This window comes from Salinibacterium sp. PAMC 21357, from assembly GCF_000247645.1.
GTDB lineage: Bacteria > Actinomycetota > Actinomycetes > Actinomycetales > Microbacteriaceae > Rhodoglobus.
Map to the genome: position 1 here is coordinate 1281220 of NZ_AHWA01000004.1, position 20897 is coordinate 1302116.

At 61.0% G+C, this 20897-nt stretch carries 17 protein-coding genes; 12 read left to right on the forward strand and 5 right to left on the reverse strand.

Annotated features, from left to right (window positions below; all coding sequences use genetic code 11):
• Positions 1–27 precede the first annotated feature (27 nt).
• The 3 genes from ON14_RS09615 to ON14_RS09625 all read right to left on the reverse strand — a co-directional run bounded on the left by ON14_RS09615 (position 28) and on the right by ON14_RS09625 (position 4363).
• The gene (locus ON14_RS09615; protein WP_010204781.1) at positions 28–1452 is read right to left on the reverse strand and encodes a rhamnulokinase; all 1425 of its coding nucleotides are present in this window, start codon (positions 1450–1452) and stop codon (positions 28–30) included.
• Positions 1449–3485, reverse strand: coding sequence for a bifunctional rhamnulose-1-phosphate aldolase/short-chain dehydrogenase (locus tag ON14_RS09620; RefSeq protein ID WP_010204782.1), 2037 nt, complete (start codon positions 3483–3485; stop codon positions 1449–1451). The genes ON14_RS09615 and ON14_RS09620 overlap by 4 nt, the downstream gene beginning before the upstream one ends.
• 116 nt (positions 3486–3601) lie before the next feature.
• Entirely contained in the window at positions 3602–4363 is a 762-nt protein-coding gene (locus tag ON14_RS09625) for a DeoR/GlpR family DNA-binding transcription regulator (RefSeq protein ID WP_010204783.1), read from the reverse strand.
• 213 nt (positions 4364–4576) lie between these two features.
• On the opposite strand from ON14_RS09625, the gene ON14_RS09630 reads away from it, so the two are divergent.
• The 11 genes from ON14_RS09630 (at position 4577) to rhaI (ending at position 16800) form a co-directional block, all read left to right on the forward strand.
• Complete coding sequence (locus ON14_RS09630) at positions 4577–5818, forward strand: hypothetical protein (RefSeq protein WP_010204784.1); 1242 nt, start codon at positions 4577–4579, stop codon at positions 5816–5818.
• Entirely contained in the window at positions 5808–6809 is a 1002-nt protein-coding gene (locus ON14_RS09635; protein WP_010204785.1) for an aldose 1-epimerase family protein, read from the forward strand. The genes ON14_RS09630 and ON14_RS09635 overlap by 11 nt, the downstream gene beginning before the upstream one ends.
• A complete protein-coding gene (locus ON14_RS09640; protein ID WP_010204786.1) occupies positions 6806–8311 on the forward strand; it encodes a sugar ABC transporter ATP-binding protein in 1506 nt (501 codons plus the stop codon). Before ON14_RS09635 ends, ON14_RS09640 begins: the two co-directional genes overlap by 4 nt.
• A complete protein-coding gene (locus ON14_RS09645) occupies positions 8308–9336 on the forward strand; it encodes an ABC transporter permease (RefSeq protein ID WP_010204787.1) in 1029 nt (342 codons plus the stop codon). The genes ON14_RS09640 and ON14_RS09645 overlap by 4 nt, the downstream gene beginning before the upstream one ends.
• An 8-nt stretch (positions 9337–9344) precedes the next feature.
• On the forward strand, positions 9345–10376 hold the full coding sequence (locus ON14_RS09650; protein WP_202800922.1) for an ABC transporter permease: 1032 nt from the start codon (positions 9345–9347) through the stop codon (positions 10374–10376).
• A gap of 62 nt (positions 10377–10438) precedes the next feature.
• Positions 10439–11485, forward strand: coding sequence for a rhamnose ABC transporter substrate-binding protein (locus ON14_RS09655; protein WP_010204789.1), 1047 nt, complete (start codon positions 10439–10441; stop codon positions 11483–11485).
• A 104-nt stretch (positions 11486–11589) separates the two neighbouring features.
• Positions 11590–12615 carry a LacI family DNA-binding transcriptional regulator gene (locus tag ON14_RS09660; RefSeq protein ID WP_237719699.1) on the forward strand — a complete coding sequence of 342 codons (1026 nt, stop codon included), beginning with the start codon at positions 11590–11592 and terminating at the stop codon, positions 12613–12615.
• A 30-nt stretch (positions 12616–12645) separates the two neighbouring features.
• A complete protein-coding gene (locus ON14_RS09665; RefSeq protein ID WP_010204792.1) occupies positions 12646–13419 on the forward strand; it encodes a class II aldolase/adducin family protein in 774 nt (257 codons plus the stop codon).
• Positions 13420–13444: 25 nt separating this feature from the next.
• Positions 13445–14935, forward strand: coding sequence for an FGGY-family carbohydrate kinase (locus ON14_RS09670; RefSeq protein WP_010204793.1), 1491 nt, complete (start codon positions 13445–13447; stop codon positions 14933–14935).
• Complete coding sequence (locus tag ON14_RS09675; protein WP_010204794.1) at positions 14932–15588, forward strand: histidine phosphatase family protein; 657 nt, start codon at positions 14932–14934, stop codon at positions 15586–15588. The genes ON14_RS09670 and ON14_RS09675 overlap by 4 nt, the downstream gene beginning before the upstream one ends.
• Positions 15589–15633: 45 nt before the next feature.
• Complete coding sequence (gene rhaI / locus ON14_RS09680; RefSeq protein WP_010204795.1) at positions 15634–16800, forward strand: L-rhamnose isomerase; 1167 nt, start codon at positions 15634–15636, stop codon at positions 16798–16800.
• Between the two features lie 20 nt (positions 16801–16820).
• Here rhaI and ON14_RS09685 read toward each other — a convergent pair whose 3' ends face one another.
• Complete coding sequence (locus ON14_RS09685; RefSeq protein ID WP_039741997.1) at positions 16821–17744, reverse strand: 2-hydroxyacid dehydrogenase; 924 nt, start codon at positions 17742–17744, stop codon at positions 16821–16823.
• Between the two features lie 87 nt (positions 17745–17831).
• On the opposite strand from ON14_RS09685, the gene ON14_RS09690 reads away from it, so the two are divergent.
• The gene (locus tag ON14_RS09690; RefSeq protein ID WP_010204798.1) at positions 17832–20402 is read left to right on the forward strand and encodes a helix-turn-helix transcriptional regulator; all 2571 of its coding nucleotides are present in this window, start codon (positions 17832–17834) and stop codon (positions 20400–20402) included.
• Positions 20403–20407: 5 nt separating this feature from the next.
• On the opposite strand, the gene ON14_RS09695 is transcribed toward ON14_RS09690, so the two are convergent.
• Complete coding sequence (locus ON14_RS09695) at positions 20408–20893, reverse strand: hypothetical protein (protein WP_010204801.1); 486 nt, start codon at positions 20891–20893, stop codon at positions 20408–20410.
• Between the last annotated feature and the right edge of the window lie 4 nt (positions 20894–20897).

A 20897-nucleotide genomic window follows, 5' to 3' on the forward strand; every position in this document is an offset into this window, starting at 1 on the left:
GGCTAAGCCCCGCGGCAGTCGGCGGGCTTAGGCTCGCGGCTCGTACCGCGTCAGCGACATTGACCGGGTGATTACCGCGCGCAGAGATTCAAGGCTTCCCGAAAGCAAGCCAGCAGCCCGCGCCTGAATGAGTACATTGCCCAGCGAAGTCGCCTCAGACGGTCCGGCGATGACGGGCAGTCCACTGCGATCGGCCGTCAACTGGCACAGCAGAGCGTTTTGCGACCCACCACCGACGATATGGATTACCTTCACGTTCTTTCCCGACAACCTCGCGGCGTCGTGAACGGCACACGAATAGGCCTCGGCGAGGCTCTCATTAACGGCGCGGGTGAACTCGGCTGGCGACTGAGGTGCAGGCTGACCCGCTTCGATGCAGCATTGAGCGATTCGAGCAGGCATGTCGCCCGGGGCAAAAAGTCGCGCATCGTTGGCGTCGAACACTGATCCACGGGGCAATGCTGCGGCCGCGTCGATGAGGGCCGGTAAATCAATGGTGAGGCCCTCGCGCTCCCACGTTCGGATGCTTTCTGACTGCAACCACAGCCCGGTGATGTTTTTGAGAAACCGGATGCGGCCATCAACACCGGTTTCATTGGTGAAGTTGGCGATGCGCGCAGCTTCGCTCAACACTGGCTGCTCCAGTTCGACGCCGGCGAGCGACCAGGTGCCCGAGGAAATATAGCCAAAATCATCATCGAGAGCAGGGATCCCCACTACAGCGGATGCGGTGTCGTGCGACCCAACGGCAACAACCGGCACTTGCGCACCGATCTCATCCTGAACACTGGGCAACAACGCACCAAGCAACTGCCCGGGGTCGACGAGCGGAGCGAACAAACTAGCGTCGAATCCAAGCCTGTTGGTGAGATCGGTTGACCACTCCTGAGTATGCACATTGAGCAGCCCCGTTGTCGAGGCGTTGGTGCGTTCGGCGGCCTCGACGCCCGTAAGCCAATACCCAATGAGGTCGGGAATCAGCAGAGCAGAGTCGCCGGGCTGAACGCGCCCCGCTAGCCGGTCGGCGGTGAACTGGTAGAGGGTGTTGATCGGCATGAACTGCATCCCGCTGACGGAATATAGCTCTTTCTGGGACACGAGGTCATGGGTTACCCCTACCGCCGTCTCGGTGCGCGCGTCGCGGTGTGAATACGGATTGCCCAGCAAAGCGCCCCCGCGCAAAAGCCCATAATCGAGCCCCCACGAATCGACACCGATACTGCGTAGTTCAGGATTGTCATTGGCGGCCTTGCGCAGCCCAACCATCAGCGAGCGGAATAGCTCGAGCACATTCCATTGCAAACCATCGACCGTGCCTTGCCACGTGCGTACTGGATTATTCATGAACCGCTCGACGATTTCGAGCCGCACAGTGTCGTTGTCGATATGGCCGACAACAACACGCCCACTGGACGCGCCGAGATCGACCGCCGCGACCGATCCCTGGTTCATCGGAGGAACGCCGCCGCTACACCGGAGTCAACGGGGATGTGCATTCCTGTCGTGCGGCTGAGCTCGGGGCCCGTAAGCACCCACACTGCATCGGCAACATTCTCGGGAACGACCTCGCGACGCAGGATGGTTCGGTTCGCATAGAACTGACCCAGATCTTCTTCTTTGACACCGTAGGTCTTGGCGCGGTTGGCGCCCCAGCCAGAAGCGAAGATTCCTGACCCGCGAACAACGCCATCGGGATTGATTCCATTGACGCGGATGCCGTGACCGCCGAGCTCTGCAGCAAGCAAACGCACCTGATGCGCTTGATCGGCCTTGGTTGCCGAATAGGCGATGTTATCTGGGCCCGCGAAGATCGAGTTCTTTGACGAGATGTAGACGATGTCGCCGCCCATTCCCTGCTCGATCAGAGTCTTCGCTGCAGCCTTAGCCACCAAGAACGAACCCTTCGACATCACGTCGTGCAGCAGATCCCATTCCGCCTCCGTGGTCTCCAGCAGGGAGCGTGCGATCGAGAGGCCAGCGTTGTTGACGACGAGGTCTAGGCCGCCGAAGGCGAGAAGGGCGGCATCCACCGCAGTCTGCACGGCATCTGCCTGAGAAACATCGGCAGCAACGCCGATGGCGACGTCGGTGGAACCAAGCTCTGCCGCTGCCGCCTGAGCCTTGTCGAGGTCGAGGTCAGCGATGACCACGCAGGCACCGTCCGCTGCGAGTCGTGTTGCAATGGCCTTGCCGATACCGGAAGCGGCACCCGTGACGAAAGCAATTCGCCCCTGGTGGCTCTTGGGCTTCGGCATCCGCTTCAGTTTCGCCTCTTCGAGAGCCCAGTACTCAATCCGGAACTTTTCTGCATCAGAGATGGGAGTGTAGGTAGAGAGAGCCTCGGCGCCACGCATGACGTTGATGGCATTGAGGTAAAACTCGCCAGCCACGCGGGCAGTCTGCTTGCTGGCGCCGTAGCTGAACATGCCCACACCAGGAATCAGAACGATTGCCGGGTCAGCTCCGCGCATTGCCGGGCTCTCCGGGGTGGCGTGCTTCTCGTAATACGCGGTGTAGTCAGCGCGGTACGCCTCGTGCAGTTCTTTGAGGCGCTCGATGGACTCCTCGATGGAGGCGTCGGCGGCCAGGTCGAGTAGCAGTGGCTTGACCTTGGTGCGCAGAAAGTGGTCGGGGCAGCTTGTGCCGAGAGCGGCGAGGGCGGGGGCATTGGTACTGCTGAGAAATTCGAGCACGCGGGGGTCGTCAGTGAAGTGGCCGACCATCGGCTTGTCTTGCGAGGCGATTCCGCGAATAGTGGCGGCCAGAGCAGCGGCTTTGGTGCGACGCTCGTCTTCGGCAAGAGCAGCGTTCGTGGCGACGGGAGCACCGAACGGGGCTGCCGCGCCTTCTGCATCGATGTGGGCCTGCGCGGTATCAATGATCCAGCGGCTGTTCTTTTCGCACTCCGCCGAGGTATCTCCCCAAGCGGTAATGCCGTGGCCGCCGAGAATGCAGCCGATCGCTTGGGGGTTCTTTTCCTTGATGGCGGCGATGTCGAGCCCGAGCTGGAACCCGGGGCGGCGCCAATCAACCCACACAACGGTGCCGCCGAAAATTGTCTCGGTCAGCTTCTCGCCGTCTTTGGCGGTCGCGATGGCAATGCCGGCATCGGGGTGCAGGTGGTCTACGTGAAGGGCATCCACGAGCGCGTGCATTGCGGTGTCGATGGAGGGTGCTGCGCCTCCGGAGCCATGGAGGCAGTACGCGAAAGCGTCAACCATTTCGTCTTCGCGGTCTACACCAGGGTAGACATTCTTGAGAGCGCGGATGCGGTCAAGACGCAGTACGGCGAGACCTGACTCGGTGAGTGTGCCGAGGTCGCCACCGGAGCCTTTGACCCACAGCAGTTCAACGGGTTCGCCCGTGACGGGGTCGATGTCGGAGCCCTTGGCGGAAGTGTTGCCCCCTGCGTAGTTGGTGATCTTGGGGTCGCTGCCCAAAGCGTTGCTGCGAGCAACAAGTTCGGCCGTGGTCGAGTTCTTCATTGAGCTCCTGACTCTGAGTCTGTGAGGTGGTCTGATCGACGATGATACGCCGCGTGTGATCAATTGTGAAATATAACAACCAATAACACAAGAAGTCACAACTATGTCATGAGGCGCTAACGCAGCTCTACGTAATCGCGAAACTCGTCGAGCCGGCTGTCGTTGGGGGCCAGTTCGGTAATGAGCACGGTGATCTGCGACAGCTCAAGAGCCGCTGCCGTAGCCTCCTGATCGAGCTTCGATGAGTCGACACAGAGCACGATCTCTTTCGATACTTTGGCGAAAACCTGCTTCATCTGCGCTTCAGCGAGGGAGACCTCGGTGGTGCCGGTCGCGGCAACGACCGCACTCGACGACGCGAAGAACCGGCCGTACCGCAATGATTGCGCGGTCTGCACCGCCAAGGGCCCGACGAAGGCACCCGTTGATTCCTCGGTCTCGCCGCCGATGAGAATGGGAGTCACGCCGACCGTGCCGTTGATGCTCGTGTACGTCGGATAAGAATTCGTGGCAACGATGAGGCCTGACCTCGGCCCCAGCTTGCTCGCCATAATGCCCACCGTCGTTGATGAGTCAAGAGCGATCGAGCCGAATCGCGGGACGAAAGCGAGGGCCTTGTCGGCAATGATTTCTTTGGCACGAGAACGCACCGAACGTCGTTCTTCAAATGGCCGAGGGCGAAGAACCGAAATCGCGCCGCCGCGAACCCGCCGCAGCAGCCCCTCGGCTTCGAGATCGGCCAGATCTCGCCGGATAGTCATAGCCGAGACTCCGAGTGAGTCGGCAGCATCGGTGAGACGGATGACGCTTTCCTGTTCGAGGGCATCGAGCAATTGCTTGCGTCGATCTTCAGATTCCGCGCTGCCCGTCGTGGCCATGTTCGTTCCGTTTCTTTGTGGTATCAATCCAACTAAACATAACAATATCTTGTTTATGCCCTTTATTCGCCTGCTTTCTATTACGTGTTGATATCCAACGTTGACACACAAATACCGTGGTGCTACATTCCCTAAACGGGGTTCATTGAACCCACATTTATTGGCAGCGTAGCCATTTCGGCGGCGCGCAAACTGCAAGGGAGAGCGTCGCTGATGACCTCTGAGGCCTACGACAACGTTGTGACATCAGCAACGGCATACGATCGTGTACTCGACGCCGGTAACGGCATCGTTCGCTTGGCACCTGCGTGGGTTCCCCGTGCATTCTGCACCCCCGGCAAGCGCATCCGCCTTCACCCCGACGACTACTTTCCCCTCGGTCACGGTCGCGGTGGAATTGACGAACGCTGGCTCTCATCGTCGATCCGCGCCGACAACGGCCCGCTCACTGGCGCCTATGAAGGCCTCAGCCTCGTGGTCGACCCCGAGGGCGCGCTCCTGCCGTTCGATGAATTCATCGCTCACCACAAAGATGGCCTCATCGGGTCGCGGTTGTGGGAACGCTTCGGCGCGTGGACGATGTACTCCAAGTTCTACGACAACCTCATGCCGTTGCCTTTTCACGTGCACCACTCAGATGAAAAGGCGGCACTTGTCGACAAGGTGGGCAAGCCTGAGGCGTACTACTACTCGCCTCACATGAACGACAACCTCGGCATGCAGCCGATCTCGTTCTTCGGATTTCAGCCAGGCATCACTCGCGACCAGGTCAAAGAGCGCCTCATGCGCTTCGCCGATGGTGGAGATAACCGCATCACCGATCTATCGCTCGGCTACCGCACTCAGCTCGGTACAGGCTGGGACATCCCCGCTGGCGTACTGCACGCCCCGGCCAGCATCTGCACTTACGAACCCCAGTCCGCCAGTGACGTGTTTGCCATGTGCGAATCGTGGAGCAACAACAAGGAAGTGCCAGAAGAGTTGCTCTGGAAGGACGTGCCCGAAGCACACCACGGCGACTACGAGTTCCTCCTCGACCTTCTCGACTGGGACAAGAACGTCGACGCCGATTTTGTCTCGAACCGCTTCATGAACCCGTACCCCACTGCTGGCTCAGTCGCAGACGGTGGCACCGCCTACGTCGAAAACTGGATCGTTTATCGCTCCAACTCCTTCAGCGCGAAAGAGCTCACGGTGCGCCCCGGTCAGACAGTGACCATCACGGATCAGGATGCGTACGGCGTCATCTTCGTTCAGGGTGGCGGCACCTTTGGGGCGCATGACGCTCAGGCCGCAACGGTCATTCGTTATGGGCAGCTCAGTCAAGATGAGTTCTTCGTTTCCGAGGCAGCAGCTCGGGCCGGCGTCACCATCACCAACCGCAGCTCTACTGACGACATCGTCATGCTCAAGCACTTTGGTCCTGGTAACCAGGAGCTCGGCAATGTCGGCTGATATTTACGGGATTCCGGTTGACGAGGCCATCCTTCGGGTCGGCTCTCTCGATCAATTCGCCCGCGTAGATCGGTTCGTCGAAGACGACGGTCCCGCGCGCGGCGCTCGTCGCTTTCGCGTTGTCAACGGGGGAGGGCTCGAATTCGACGTTCATCCTGATCGTGGGCTCGACATTGGGGCGGCGACCGTCAACGGAGTTCCCTTGGCTTGGCTGTCCTCGACCGGGTTCACGCCCCCCGCGGCGCGCGAGCCCGAGGGGCGCGGCTGGCTCCGCACCTTTGCCGGCGGTCTCGTTACCACCTGCGGTCTTGATAGCTTCGGCCCGCCGGCGGATGACGAAGACGGTGTCTCCGGCATGCACGGCCGCATCGGTTCCCTCTCGGCCAGAGTCTCCGAAGTGACCGTTACTCCCGAGCTCATCACTATTGCCGGCGAAGTACGCCAGACCGCGGTATTTCACGAGAACCTCGTTCTTCGTCGCCGAATCACTTCACGCGTCGGTTCCACCTCGTTCACGATTGAAGACACGGTTACGAACGAGGGCGAGAGTTCGAGCCCCCATATGGTGCTGTACCACGTGAATCTCGGGTGGCCGCTGCTCGACGCTGGCGCCGTCATCGACATCCCCTCTTCTTCGGTAACACCGCGTGACGCGGATGCCGTCGAAGGCTTCGACCAGCGCGCCGAGATCGGCGAACCCGTGGTTGGCACGCGCGAACAGGTCTACGTGCACACGCCAGGCGCTGAGCGTGTAGTGCGAGTCACTAACGCGGCCCGCGGACTGAATTTCACACTTCGCTACTCAGAAACACTTCCCGCACTCTTCCAGTGGAAGCTCACGGCGACAAAGCACTATGTGCTGGGTCTTGAGCCTGCCAATACTCCCGAGATTCAGGGCCGCGCTGCTGCTCGCGATAACGGCATCCTGCCGACGCTTGCACCAGGCGAAAGCCGTTCATATGCGATTGAGATTGAGGTGGATGCAGCATGACCCCCACACCGCTGCTAGAACTTAAAGGCGTGACTAAGTCGTTCGGCGCGGTCGCCGCATTGGTCGATGCCAACCTCGCACTCGATGCCGGATCGATTCACGCCGTGATCGGCGAGAACGGTGCAGGCAAGTCAACTTTGGTGAAGATCATTGGTGGTTTGTACCGTCGCGATAATGGCGAGTTCTTGCTTGAGGGTAAGAGTGTTGACTTTCAGAACACGCACGAGGCTAAGGCCGCCGGCATCTCGGTGATCTACCAAGAGCCGACACTGTTTCCCGACCTTACGGTCGCTGAAAACCTCTTCGTCGGTCGGCAGCCGTACACGCGGCTCGGCTTTCTTGACCGCGCCAAGATGCGTCGCGAGACGCGAGAGCTGACATTGCGTCTTGGCGTTCCCATCGACCCCGACCGCGATGCGCGTGGCCTCTCGATAGCCGACCAGCAGGTCGTCGAGATCGCCAAGTCAATCTCCGTTGGCGCCAAGGTGATCATCATGGATGAGCCGACCGCAGCTCTCTCCGGAATCGAAGTTGAACGGTTGATGGGTATTGCCCGCCAGTTGCGAGACGAGGGCAAGGGCCTGATCTTCATCTCGCACCGCTTCGACGAAGTCTTCGCGCTCTGCGATGTGTTAACCGTTATGCGTGACGGCAGCTATGTGGCCACTAACCAGACCGCAGAGGTCACGGAAGACGAGATCATCCGCCAGATGGTGGGTCGAAGTGTCGAGAATCTGTTTCCGAAAGAGGTCGCCGAGGTCGGAGATGCTGTTCTTGAAGTCGAGAACCTCACGAGCGTAGGCGTTTTCGAAGACGTGAGCTTTACAGTTCGTTCCGGCGAAATCGTGTGTTTTGCCGGTCTCGTCGGTGCCGGGCGCAGCGAAATCGCCCGGGCGATATTCGGCGTCGATGGTTATGACTCCGGTTCCGTTCGGATCGGCGGCGCGAAGGTAGCTCGCAAGAATCCGGCCGCAGCGATGCGGTTGGGGATGGGGTTCGTTCCCGAAGACCGACGCAAGCAAGGACTCGCGATGACAGCCGGGGTGCAGACCAACATCACTATGGCGATCCGCAATCGACTCGCCCGCTTCGGGATCATCACGTCGTCGCTCGAAGAGCCAAGCGCCCGAAACTGGGCATCTCGACTGCACGTGAAGACAAACGCTCTCGATACCGAAGCTCAAATGCTTTCCGGCGGAAACCAGCAGAAGCTCGTTCTCGGCAAGTGGTTGGCCACAGAACCGAAATTCCTGATCGTTGACGAGCCGACACGAGGAATCGACGTCGGCACCAAGGCGGAGGTGCACCGCCTACTCTCTGAACTCGCCGGCACCGGCGTCGCGCTGCTGATGATCTCTTCTGAACTCCCCGAAGTTTTGGGAATGGCTGACCGAGTTCTCGTCGTACGAGAGGGCCGGATTACGGCCGAATTCTCGCGCGAAGCGGCCACCCCCGAGAACGTAATGTACGCCGCGACCCACGCACCGGAGGTGGCAGCATGACCACGACCCTGAAACTCCCGCCCATTGAGAAGGGGCGATCGGTGTTCGGCAAACTTATTCGCGCTCGCGAGGTCGGCCTTATCGTGCTCATCATCGCGCTCGTTGCGGTGACAACAGCGATCCAACCATCGTTCCTCTTCAGCGATGGCGGGTTCCGTGAGCTACTACGCCAGCCGACCATCCTGATTCTGATCGCGCTCGGTCAGGCGATCGTCATCATCACCAGAAACATCGACCTCTCCGTCGGCTCGATTCTCTGCCTGTGTACCTATCTCTCGGGTTGGCTCTTCGCCAACGTGCCCGGAATCCCGATTCCGGTTGTCGTTGTGATCGGGATTCTGCTCGGTGCGTTCCTCGGATTGATCAACGGATTGCTCGTTGCCTTCCTGAAAGTACCGTCTCTCGTGATCACCCTGGGCACGCTCTACGCCTACCGCGGTATCGCAATCCTCTGGATCGGACCGCACTTCATCCGCTCGAGCTGGTTGCCACCCGAGTACCGAAAGCTGGGCACCATGCAGGTCTTCGGCATCCCGGTACTGCTCATCATTGTCGCCATCGTGGTGCTCTTGGTCGGATGGTTCATGACCAACCGTCGGGCAGGACGAGACCTGTACGCCCTCGGGTCAAACCCCGAAGCCGCAACACTCTTTGGTCTCAGCGAGCGTCGCCTCACCCTCAACGCGTTCATCACGAGCGGAGCCCTCGCCGGCCTTGGCGGTCTCGTCTACCTGTCGATTTATGCCACGGGTGACGCAAAAGTTGGCACCGGCTACGAACTCGAGTCAGTTGCCGCAGCAGTGGTCGGTGGTGTCGCCATCATCGGCGGATCGGGCACAATCTGGGGCGTCGCGCTAGGAGCATTCTTCTTAGCCACCATTAGCAGCGCGCTTCCCGTGCTCGGAGTCCCTAGCCTCTGGCAGCAATCGATCGTCGGTGTCTTCATCGTGGGCGCGATCCTGCTCGACCGACTGCTATTTCTGAACCGAACACGCCAAGCCAAGAGAAAGGGGCGCGCACTATGAGCGCTGTAATGACTGACCCCGCCGCGGCAGCTAAGTACAAGCGCTTCGGCCGCCCGCTGTGGCGTCGACTGCTCTTGCGCACCGAAACCGCCATCATCGTGGCCATCGTGCTGCTGATTATCATCGCCACCGCAACGGTGCCGTACTTTGCGCAGCCGTACACCTACCTGACAATGCTCCTCAACTCGGCACCGATTTTGCTGATGTTGATTCCCGTCACCCTGATCATCATCACCGGTGAAATTGACCTGTCGGTTGGCAGCGTGCTCGGCTTCTCGAGCGCAATCTTTGGATTGTCGTATGCCGCGGGCGTTCCTCTTTCGCTGGCCGCCGTGCTGGCGATCGTCGGTGGCGGTCTGATCGGCCTGTTCAATGGGGTGCTCGTTACCATCGTCGGATTACCCAGCCTGGCTGTCACCATCGGAACATTGGCGCTCTTCCGCGGTATCGCGGTCGGGCTGCTCGGAACTCGAGCGGTCACCGACTTCCCGGAAGAAGTTCTCGGCTTTGTCATCTCGCCGATCTTTGGATCACCACTTCCCGTGGTGACGATAGCGATCCTCGTGCTGGTCGTCGCGTTCGCGGTGCTCCTGCACTTCACCCCGTTCGGTCGGGGAGTCTTCGCGATCGGGCTCAGCCCGGAAGCTGCAGCCTTCTCCGGAGTGCGAGTCAATCGCACCAAGTTGATCCTGTTCGTACTGAGTGGACTCGTCGCCTCAGCGACCGGCGTCTACTACACGCTGCAGTACAGCAACGCGATTGGCACCAACGGATTCGGCTTCGAACTCCAGGTCGTCACGGCAATCGTGCTCGGCGGGGTGTCGATCTGGGGTGGCCGCGGAACGCTTCTCGGCGCACTAGCTGGCGGAGTTCTGATCGCAGCGCTCAACAAGACGCTGCAGCTCGCCGGAATCGGATCCGACACCATCAGCATCGTCACCGGTGCTGCACTCATCTTCTCCGTCGTCGTCGCAAGTGTCGCTGGGTCGATCTCGCGTCGACGTCGAGGAAAGGCTTCCGCCATCGGTGCGGGAGCGTAGCGCCAACAAGTTTCACCATCCCAACCACAATGCACCAACAATCCACACAGGAAGGCAGAACAATGAAGTTCACGTTCAGTAAAGCCTCGCGCAAGCGCGGAGTAGCAGCTGTAGTAACCGTCGCGGCCAGCGCGATGCTGCTCACCGGCTGCGTTGCCCCCACGGGCGATGACAGCGGAGACGGCGACGCAAACGCCAGCGGAAGCATCACCGTTATCCCCAAGAGCCTGGGTAACAAGTATTTTGAGGCATCAGACAAGGGCGCTGCGGAAGCAGCGGACGAGCTCGGCCTTAGCTTCACCGAAGCTGGCCCGACCGCTACTGGTTCAGCTGACCAAGTTCCGTTCATCCAGACGGCAATTCAGACAGGCCAGGGAGCTATCGTCATTGCGGCGAACGACCCCGCCGCCGTCTGTAATGACCTGAAGGCAGCGCAGAGCGCCGGCGTCAAGGTTGTTGCGTACGACACCGACACCGACTGCCGCGACGTTTTCATCAACCAGGCTACGGTCGAGGGAATCGCACAGGGTCTTGTTGACCTCACCTCTGCTCACCTCGGCGCTGAGGGTGGAACCATCGCCATCCTGTCCGGTGGAGCAAACGCCGCCAACCTGAACGCGTGGGTTGACGCCATGACCGCGATCATCGAAGAAGACCACCCGGAGATCACGATCGCCAAGGTCGCTTACGGTGACGACATCGATGAGAAGGCATACCAGGAGGCTCAGGGACTCATCCAGAGCATCCCCGACCTCGACGCGATCATCGCACCCGACACCGTATCGGTGAAGGAAGCTGCTCACTACCTCGCAGACACTCCTGAATACCAGGGCAAGGTCTGGGTAACAGGTCTTGGACTGCCAAGCGAAATGGTGGAGTACATCGACAGTGGCGTCATCGAGCAGTTCGGTCTCTGGAACCCAGAAGACCTCGGCTACCTCGCTTCGTATGCTGCTCAGGCTCTGATCAACGGCGACATCACTGGTGCTGAAGGTGACACGTTCGAGGCAGGCAAGCTCGGCGAATACACGGTCGGCCCCGACGGAGAGGTCGTTCTCGGCCCGATGTTTGTCTTCGACTCAAGTAACGTAGGCGACTTCTCCTTCTAAGGACTAGTCACCTCATAAGATTCGTCGAACGACGAACTGAACATCACGGTAGAGCCCGCGGCAATGACTGTTGCGGGCTCTACCTGTCCAGCGCGAAGGGGCCAATGATGGCGACCATCCATGACGTTGCACGCCACGCAGGCGTGTCGGCAGGAACGGTGAGCAATGTGCTCAACCGGCCGGCGTACGTGGCTTCTTCGACGCGCGAACGGGTGCAGAAGGCGATCGCCGACCTGGGTTACGCCCCGATTCAAACTGCACGACGATTTCCTGCCGGCCGTCAGCGAACGCTGGGGCTTGCCTTGGCCGACTTGGCCAACCCATTCTTTGTCGATGTTGCGTTGGGCGCAGAGGCTGAGGCCAAGTCGCTTGGTGTCGGCGTCGTCATGACCCACAACGGCAACGATGTCGAGCGTGAGCACGACAACCTTAATGTGCTGGTGCAGCAACGGGTGCACGGCATCATGATTGCACCGGTGCAGGCAGATGATGTTGCTCTCGACCGGTTCGATGCTCGCAACGTTCCGTTGGTCTACGTCGACAGGGTCGCCGAACAGTCCAGCCGCTGCTGGGTGAAAACTGACGATTTTGCTGGCGGACGACTTGCCGGCGAACACCTGGTTGCCCTCGGGCACCGCGACATCGCTTTTGTCGGTGACCTCGGCACCAATCCTCAAGTAGACCGACGCTATGAGGGCTTCACTGAAGCGCTTTCCCCGATCGGTATCGAGTCGCGTCGTGTTATCGCCGAGTCGTGGCAGATTCAGGATGGGCGGCACGCGGCTGCGAGCATTGCGAAGCTCCCTCTCCGCGAACGCCCCACCGCCATCATGTGCGGAAACGATTTGCTTGCCCTTGGAGTACTTTTGGAGCTCGCGCACCGCGGCATCCGGGTGCCCGAAGACATCACCATCATCGGATTCGACGACCTTGTTTGGGCGCAGGCCGCCACCGTGCCGCTCACCACGGTGCGTCAGCCCCGTGAAGAGTTGGGGCGGCGTGCCGTGCGTATGCTTCTCGACGAAATCGACCACGGTGAGTCTCACGCTCACCACCACGACTTGCTTGTCCCTGAATTGGTGGTGCGCGCCTCGAGCGCGGCACCCCCATCGTTGCGCACTTCTGCGTGACGAGTACCTCATCCGTTCCTGAAAGGAATCATGGCTACCAACTGGCAACCCAGCCTCGTTACTGAGGACCTCATCACTCTCACCCGCACTCTCGGGGAGCCCGCCAAGGACCTTGTGATTCTCGCCGAGGGAAACACGTCGAACCTCCTCGCTGATGGGCGGCTCGTTGTTAAAGCGTCAGGCGTGTACATGGTTCGCGCCGACGCCAGTGATTTTGTGGTGACCGATGTGCAGCCACTCATCGATCTGATGGACGATCCAGAGTCGACTCAAGAAGACTTGACCACGCTGCTCGATGCCGGCGAGCACGACGGTGTTCGACGTCGCGGATCCATCGAGACGCTCGTGCACGCCGCGGTACAGTCGGTATCACCGTCAGCGTATGTTGCGCACACTCACCCCACTGCGGTGCTTGGCATCCTTTCGAGCATTCATGCCGAGACTGCCTTTGCGGAGTGGGTGTACACCGACGAAGCTGTCGTGATCGGCATCCCGCTTTTTGTTCCGTATGCCGCGCCGGGCATAGCCCTCGGGCGTCTCTTCCTCGAACGCCTGCGCGACTACTTCGCCGAGCACGGCGAATTGCCGTCAGTGGTGCTGTTGGGCAATCACGGCATCGTTGCGATCGGCGGCAGTGCGGATGCCGTTGAAGCGATCACTCTCATGACCGTCAAGGGGGCACGAACCCGGGTGCAGGCGCTGTCGATTGGCGGCGTTTCGGGTCTCGGCAGTGAGGCTGTGGCGCACTACTTTGAGCGCACTGACATGATTGAGCGCCGCAAGAACTTGGCCGGCACGGCCTAATGGCACGGATGGGCGGGCTCTGACAATGACGGCACTGTGGGTTGGTATCGATCTGGGGACCCAGAGCACAAAGGTCTCCATCGTCGACGACGAGGGCTCTGTCGCGGCATCAGCTTCGTTGCCCTTGGTTAGCCATCGAGACGGAGAACGTCACGAGCAGGATCCCGCAGAGTGGATCACTCAGGCTGGAGCGGCCCTTGCCTCCGCCGTGGGATCGTTGGCGGCAAACTCAGTGAACCGCATTGCGGGGGTGTCGATTTGCGCCACCTCAGGCACGGTAACCACGGTGGACACTGTGGGACATCCTCGCTCACCGGGCATCATGTACGACGATGCCCGGGCTGGCGCGCTTGGGCGGGAAGCCAACGATGCAGACCCGCAGCGGTGGGCCCGACTTGGCTACCGCATCCAACCCACTTGGGCGTTGCCAAAGATTGCCTGGCTTGCACGCAACGGCCTGCTGACGGAAGACCGCTGGGTCGCCCACCAGAGCGATGTGCTCGCGGCGGCGATGGTCGGAACCCGCGTTGCCTCTGACTGGAGCCACTCCCTTAAATCGGGCTACGACCTTGGTGAACTTGAGTGGCCGGTTGGCGCGCTCACCACCCTGGGAATCGATCCGGCGAAGTTGCCCCAGGTCGTGGCGCCCGGCACTGAACTCGGGCAGTCGGATGTGCGGTGGGCAGAGCTCACGGGGCTGCCGGCGGGCACCCCCATCTTTGCGGGCATGACGGATGGCTGCGCCGCTCAATTGGGTGCTGCGACGCTGGGGCTCGGTGACTGGCACACGGTGATCGGCACAACAATGGTGCTCAAGGGCGTGACCGACCGCATCATCATCGACGATGCCGGCGCGGTTTACTCCCACCGGGCTCCGCATGACGGGCTCTGGTTTCCGGGCGGTGCCTCCAGCGTCGGCGCTGGCGCAATTACGGCGGCCCTGCCGTCGATCGATCTTGCCGGGGTGTCAACTCGTCTCAGTGCCTTAGGCGACCGGCTTCCCACGATTCCTTCGAGTTATCCCCTTGTCGGCACCGGTGAACGCTTTCCGGTGATCCGTCCGGATGCTCGCGGTTTCGTCACAATCGCTGGCGTCGATCACAGCCTCGAAGCCGCGGCCAAGCTCCTCGACCCCGACAGTCTCATCGCGTCAATCATGCTCGGAATCGCCTGCGTTGAGCGACTCAGTTTCGACATGATGGCGCGCTCGGGTGCTGCCATTGACGGCACGTTGAGTTCCTCCGGAGGAGGCTCGAAGAACGAGTGGTGGACTCAGTTGCGCGCTGATCTGCTCGGCCGTAGCATCACCATTCCGCGCTCCGCAGAGGGCTCGATCGGCATGGCAATCTTGGCGGCATGGGCCGGAACTTCCGGTGCAGCGCTGCCTGAAACGGCGTCGCGCATGTCGATTGTCGGCAGTGTCATTGAGCCACGCTCCGAAAATTCGGCGCAGTGGAACGATCGTTACGACGAGTTCGTTGCCGAACTTATCTCGAAAGAGTGGATAGCCGCATGACGACACTGTTGCTCGCGCGTCACGGAGAAACGACGTGGCATGCCGAAAACCGCTACGCCGGCAGTACGGATGTCGCGCTCACCGAGCGTGGCATCGCCCAAGGTGAGCAACTGGGGCGATGGGCAGAATCGCAACCCATCGATGCGGTCTACGCCTCTGACCTTTCTCGTGCCGTGATCACCGCAACACCAGCCGCGACCGCGCTCGGCATCCCGCTCACGATCGATGCTGCATTACGTGAGGTGCACTTTGGTCGGGGAGAGGGCCTCACCTCGGCCGAGATGCGAACCGCCTTTCCGGCAGAGGCCGCACGTTTCGTCGCCAATCCTGGCACTGTGCCGTTGCCCGAGGGGGAGTCGGGGGAGGCCGCCGTCGAACGCGCGTGGCGAGCGCTCGAGAAGATCGTTGCTCGGCATCCCGACGGCACTGTTCTTGTGGTGATGCACTCGACGCTGATGAGGCTCATCCTGTGTCGTGCGCTGGGGATTCCGCTCGATAACTACCGCACGACATTTCCCGGGGTACTCAACGTGGGCATCACGACTGTGTCGTGGACTAGAAACGCCGACACCGCAGCGAATGACACCAGCAGCACCACCAGCACGGCGCTTCTCGGGTACAACGTGCCGACAGTTCTCTCACCCAGCCCGTGACCCAGACCACGAATTCACCATCGTCACCGAAGACAGGAAGACACCATGACCAGTTTCGCTCAGATTGAATCACTGCTCGCTCAGCAGGCTATTGAATTGCCATCGTGGGCGTTCGGCAATTCGGGAACGCGCTTCAAAGTGTTTGGCACGCCCGGAACCCCGCGCACCCCGGAGGAGAAGATTGCGGACGCAGCTCAGGTCAACAAGTTCACGGCGCTCTCGCCCTCGGTTGCCCTGCACATCCCCTGGGACAAAGTCGACGATTATGCGGCGCTCGGTGCGTTCGCGAACGACCACGGTGTCGCACTCGGCACGCTCAATAGCAACACTTTTCAGGATGACGACTACAAGTTCGGATCTCTCACGCACGTCGACCCGACGATTCGCCAGAAGGCTATCGATCACCACTTCGAGTGCGTCGACATCATGGGCCAGACCGGTTCTCGTGACCTCAAGATTTGGCTAGCGGACGGCTCGAACTATCCCGGCCAAGCTGACCTTCGCGGTCGCCAAGATCGACTGGCCGACTCGTTACAGCAGATCTATGACCGCTTGAGCGGTGAGCAGCGCATGGTGCTCGAATACAAGTTTTTCGAGCCCGCTTTTTATCACACGGATGTTCCCGACTGGGGTACTTCATATGCGCAGGTGTCTGCGCTCGGCGAGCGCGCGATGGTCTGCCTTGACACGGGGCACCATGCTCCCGGCACCAACATCGAGTTCATTGCGATGCAACTGCTGCGCCTCGGCAAGCTCGGTTCCTTCGACTTCAACTCACGCTTCTACGCCGATGATGATCTCATTGTGGGCGCGGCTGACCCCTTCCAGCTGTTCCGCATCCTGTACGAAGTTGTTCGCGGTGGCGGCTATGGCGCTGACAGTGATGTTGCTTTCATGCTCGACCAGTGCCACAACGTCGAAGACAAGATCCCCGGTCAAATTCGCTCGGTGCTCAACGTTCAAGAAATGACGGCGCGGGCACTGCTTGTCGACACGGATGCGCTCACCGCGGCCCAGATTGCTGGCGATGTGCTCGGTGCCAACGCCATCATGATGGATGCCTTCTACACCGATGTGCGTGGTGACCTCGCTACGTGGCGTGAGTCGCGCGGGCTCGCAGCAGACCCAATGGCGGCTTACGCGGCATCCGGTTATCAGCAGAAAATCGCTGAAGACCGTGTTGGTGGAGTTCAAGCTGGCTGGGGCGCCTAAGCGCCTCGCCGCCGGCTGACTCAGTTCTGGCGGGCGTCGACCACCATGTTGGCGAGCGGTTCTCCGGCGAGTAATCGCTTGGCTTGATCGCGCACGACGGCATCCACTCTGGAGTGCATCGCTGAGGTGGCACCGCCGATATGTGGCGTGATGGTCACGCCCGGCGTTGACCACAGGGGGTGATCGCTGGGCAGCGGCTCTGGCTCGGTGACGTCAAGTGCTGCCCGAATCTGTCCCGCGGATGCCGCAGCGATGAGCGCATCAGTGTCGACGATTTTGCCGCGAGAGACGTTAACGAGCAGCGCCCCTGGCTTCATCGCGGCCAGAAAATCGGCGTCAACGAGCCCGGTGGTGTCGTCGCTGAGGGGTACGGCGATCGCCACGATGTCGGCTTTTTCGAGCAGCGAGGGCAGTGCATCCATTGACTGGATGGCGCCGCGAGCGTCACTGCGGTTGCTGCGGGCTACCCGCACCACGTTGGCGTCAAAGGGGGCGAGCTTGTCGGCGATCTGATTTCCGACACCACCGGCTCCGAGAATGACAACGGTCTTTCCGGCGATTCCGGGTTGTTCGTGTTGGTTCCAGGTTCCGGTCTGCTGGTTCGCAAAGTGTTCGGGGAATCCGCGCTGTTCAGAGATCATCATGCCCACCGCTAGTTCAGCGGTAGAAGCTTCGTGCACACCAACCGCGTTGCAAAAGGTGATGCCGGCGGGCAACCGTTCGAGAACCCCGTCGAAGCCGAGCGATTGTGATTGCAGCGCCGCGACATCCATGCCGGCAAAGGAGCCCAACCCACCGGAAGCACCGAGGTAACCCAGGAGAGCCAAATCGATATGTACCGGGGGAGCACCATCAGCGGTGGTCCACACGATCAGGTTCACGTTTGGCAGTTGCGGGGCGAGTCTGTCGAAAATGTGTTGGGTGGGCAGCGCAATGGTGATCATGATGCAATCCACACTATCTCTCCCCCGGCAACGCCACCCCACTATGCTGTCGGCCACAAGCTCAATGATTGTGGGGAGGGGGATCACATGGCGCGTTGGCCGGTGCTTCCTCGAGAAACTGAGCGGGATGCTGTGCTGAACGCACTGCGAGGCCCCCATCCTCGATCGGTGATGTTGCGCGGCCCGAGTGGAGTCGGCAAGACCACACTGGGCGCCCACATCGCCCAAGCGTTGCGCGCGGATGGCCGAACAGTGGTGCCCGTTGTCGGCCTCGCCGAGCTGTCTGAGGTTCCGCTCGGAGCTCTCGCTCCAGTGCTTGCCAGTGCAGGCAGAGTGGACCTGGCCAGCGTGAGCGACCGCGTGCAAGCACTCGTGGCGGTGGTCGGCGAAAACCCCGCCAAGTTTGTGATTGTCGTTGACGATGCACCACTCTTGGATGCCGTCTCCGCCGGAGTGCTCTACCAACTGATGCGCGTTTTCGGCGTCACTACCCTACTGACGGCTCGCGACTCGCACGAGGTCGACGGCCCGCTTGCGCGCCTGCTGCACGAAAATCTGATCGACATCGTTGATATTGAAGGCCTGAGCCTGGAACACAGCCAGTCGATCCTCCAACAATATTTGGGCGCAACCCTGCGCCCCGAAAGCTTGCGCGCCCTGTTCGAGGCGAGCCGCGGTAACCCTCTGATGCTGCGGGAACTTACCTTTGCGGCGGCGCGCGCTGGTGGCATCCACGCGGGAGAATTTGGTATCGAAGTGTCAGTGGCAGCGCTGCCACAACATGTTCGGGCGACGATTGCCGAGAGGCTGCTGCAGTTGAGCGCCAAGGAACGGCGTTTGGCTCAACTGATTGCGATTGCGCAGCCGATTCCGCACGCGGCCCTGCGTGCGGTCGAACTGGATCTGCTGGCCAAACTTGTCGCAGAGAGTGTTGTCGAAGAGACTCGCGGCGACTCGATCCCTGCGGTGCGGCTGGCCCATCCGCTGTTTGCGGAGGCGCTTGTTGTCGAGCTCTCGCGGGCGGAACGTGCAAACATCATCCGAGATATAGCTTCACGGCTCAGCCCTCTGGCCGACCCGCAGTTGCGATTCACGTCGACCCTGCTGCTCACCTCTACCGACGCGTTCATCAGTAACGACGATCTGGACTGGGCCGCCAACTATGCGCATGCGGCGGGTGACCATGCTGTCGCGGCCACGCTGGCCGAGCGTGCCCAGCTCGTGGAGCGGCGCTTTGCTCCCGAGCTGGTGTTAGCGAGTGCGCTTTCGGCGCTCGCCGAATCCGAGCGGTCATCGCGAGTGTTCGACTCAGCGATCGCGCTGGCGAGCAGCGACGAGCAGCGCGCGATCGCGCTTGCCCGATGGGGGCAACATGTTGTCTACCGGCTGGCTCGCCCCGCCGAAGCTGTCGAGCGGGTGTCGAGCGAACTCCGCAAATTGGATGCTCGAGCTCAACAAGTGCTGCGGCCAGAGCTGGCCAAGTGGCAACTCATGACGGGTGACGCCACGGCACTCGCCGACGTCGCCGATCCGGTCACGCTCGATGGCGGGTTGGGGGCGGTGAATGCTGGACTGACGGCGGCGATGATGGCTACGATGTCAGGGCATCCGGTCGAAGCCTTTGCGGCGATAGCTCAGACGCGGCCCTTGGCCGAGGCATTTCGTTTCGAGGCACCATTTGCCGGCTCGCTACTAGACCTGTCGGAATTTCTCGCCCTTGTCGCTTCGGCCGAGATTGTTCGTGCCCGCGAATTTGCGGCCAAACGTCGCCTCGACCACTTTGCCGATTCTGCCGGAGTCTGGTCGTACGCGCTCGCCATAGTGAACCTTCACGACGGCAAACTCACCGAAGCAAACACTCTCGCGGCGCTCGCCGTTGACCAACTGAAATGGCGAGACTTCACGGGGCTGCTCGGCACGGCTACCGCTCTGCACGCCACGATCGAAGCCCAACGTGGAGACGGGGAAGCTGCGCGCCGCATCCTCGCCGAAATAGCCCCCGAGCATGCGGGCGACGCCAAAGTAATACTGCAGCGTGCCGAATGTGAAGCGTGGCTCCTTGCCGCCGAGGGCAAACCAGAAGCCGCCGCTGCGGTGATCATTGCTGCGGTTGCCGAGGGCATCATCCTTGGTCATTTCTTGCTGAGTGCCCTCACGCTCACCGTTGCGCTGCGTCTCGGCCAGGCGTCGGCAGCGAGCGACCAGCTTCGGCTTCTTTCGCAATTATCACCAGCGCCGCTTATCGCTGGCATCCACGAATGGGGTGACGCCTTAGCGGTGGGGGATGTCGCCCAGTTGTGCGAACTCGCTCCAACGTTGGTGTCGTCTGGTGTGGCTGCGCTCGCGGTTGATGGCCTGCTCGCCGGGGTGCAGGGCACAGAAAAAGCTGGCCTTCTGGAGTTGCGGCGCAAAGCCACTCTTCTTGCCCGCCGACTTGCCGCCGATATGGATCACGCGCCGGCGCCGCCGGCGGGCGATGAACTCACTGAACGAGAGTGGACGATCGCCCGGGCTGCTGCTGGCCGCAAACGTAGTCGGGAAATCGGCCAGCAGCTCGGGCTGTCGGTTCGAACTGTCGATAATCATCTGGCTCGCATCTATCGCAAGCTGGGTGTTACCGGTCGTGTTGAGTTAGAAAAAGTACTCGCTGAGCTTTAGCGCGCCTACTCCTCTACCGGAGACGCGGTCACGTTGACCGTTGCGGTGCCCTCATCATCGGCGCCCCAGGAATACTGCACGGTCCAGTTGTCGCTCTGAAGTCCGTAAGCGTAGCCCTGGTCTCCGAGGGAGATCTCTGAGACCACTTCGTAGCCGTTCGCGACGAATTGCTCGTAGCCCGCCTTCGCTTTGTCTTGGCTGTCGACTGTGAGAGTGGCACTGTAGGTACCCGCGGCGGCGAGCGAGAAGAGGATTTTGCCGTCGGGGACGGGAACTTCTGAGGGCCACGAGTCGGGTAGCGAACCTCCAGTGCCGTCAACGTCAACGTCGACGCCGGTCGTTCCCTCAACGACCTTCTCGACCGTGCCTTCAACAAGGCCATTAGCCAGATTCTCGAAAGGGTTGCCAAAGCAACCGCTGAGGGAAACGGTGAGCCCCGCCGCGATGGCGAAAGAGATTGCGCCTTTCAGCGCGCGCTGTGAAGTGATCATGATG

Excerpts from the sequence above, each read along its gene's own strand:
- ON14_RS09615 (WP_010204781.1), bottom strand. The coding sequence starts at position 1,452 with ATGAACCAGGGATCGGTCGCGGCGGTCGATCTCGGCGCGTCCAGTGGG.
- ON14_RS09620 (WP_010204782.1), bottom strand. The coding sequence starts at position 3,485 with ATGAAGAACTCGACCACGGCCGAACTTGTTGCTCGCAGCAACGCTTTG.
- ON14_RS09625 (WP_010204783.1), bottom strand. The coding sequence starts at position 4,363 with ATGGCCACGACGGGCAGCGCGGAATCTGAAGATCGACGCAAGCAATTG.
- ON14_RS09630 (WP_010204784.1), top strand. The coding sequence starts at position 4,577 with ATGACCTCTGAGGCCTACGACAACGTTGTGACATCAGCAACGGCATAC.
- ON14_RS09635 (WP_010204785.1), top strand. The coding sequence starts at position 5,808 with ATGTCGGCTGATATTTACGGGATTCCGGTTGACGAGGCCATCCTTCGG.
- ON14_RS09640 (WP_010204786.1), top strand. The coding sequence starts at position 6,806 with ATGACCCCCACACCGCTGCTAGAACTTAAAGGCGTGACTAAGTCGTTC.
- ON14_RS09645 (WP_010204787.1), top strand. The coding sequence starts at position 8,308 with ATGACCACGACCCTGAAACTCCCGCCCATTGAGAAGGGGCGATCGGTG.
- ON14_RS09650 (WP_202800922.1), top strand. The coding sequence starts at position 9,345 with ATGACTGACCCCGCCGCGGCAGCTAAGTACAAGCGCTTCGGCCGCCCG.
- ON14_RS09655 (WP_010204789.1), top strand. The coding sequence starts at position 10,439 with ATGAAGTTCACGTTCAGTAAAGCCTCGCGCAAGCGCGGAGTAGCAGCT.
- ON14_RS09660 (WP_237719699.1), top strand. The coding sequence starts at position 11,590 with ATGATGGCGACCATCCATGACGTTGCACGCCACGCAGGCGTGTCGGCA.
- ON14_RS09665 (WP_010204792.1), top strand. The coding sequence starts at position 12,646 with ATGGCTACCAACTGGCAACCCAGCCTCGTTACTGAGGACCTCATCACT.
- ON14_RS09670 (WP_010204793.1), top strand. The coding sequence starts at position 13,445 with ATGACGGCACTGTGGGTTGGTATCGATCTGGGGACCCAGAGCACAAAG.
- ON14_RS09675 (WP_010204794.1), top strand. The coding sequence starts at position 14,932 with ATGACGACACTGTTGCTCGCGCGTCACGGAGAAACGACGTGGCATGCC.
- rhaI (WP_010204795.1), top strand. The coding sequence starts at position 15,634 with ATGACCAGTTTCGCTCAGATTGAATCACTGCTCGCTCAGCAGGCTATT.
- ON14_RS09685 (WP_039741997.1), bottom strand. The coding sequence starts at position 17,744 with ATGATCACCATTGCGCTGCCCACCCAACACATTTTCGACAGACTCGCC.
- ON14_RS09690 (WP_010204798.1), top strand. The coding sequence starts at position 17,832 with ATGGCGCGTTGGCCGGTGCTTCCTCGAGAAACTGAGCGGGATGCTGTG.
- ON14_RS09695 (WP_010204801.1), bottom strand. The coding sequence starts at position 20,893 with ATGATCACTTCACAGCGCGCGCTGAAAGGCGCAATCTCTTTCGCCATC.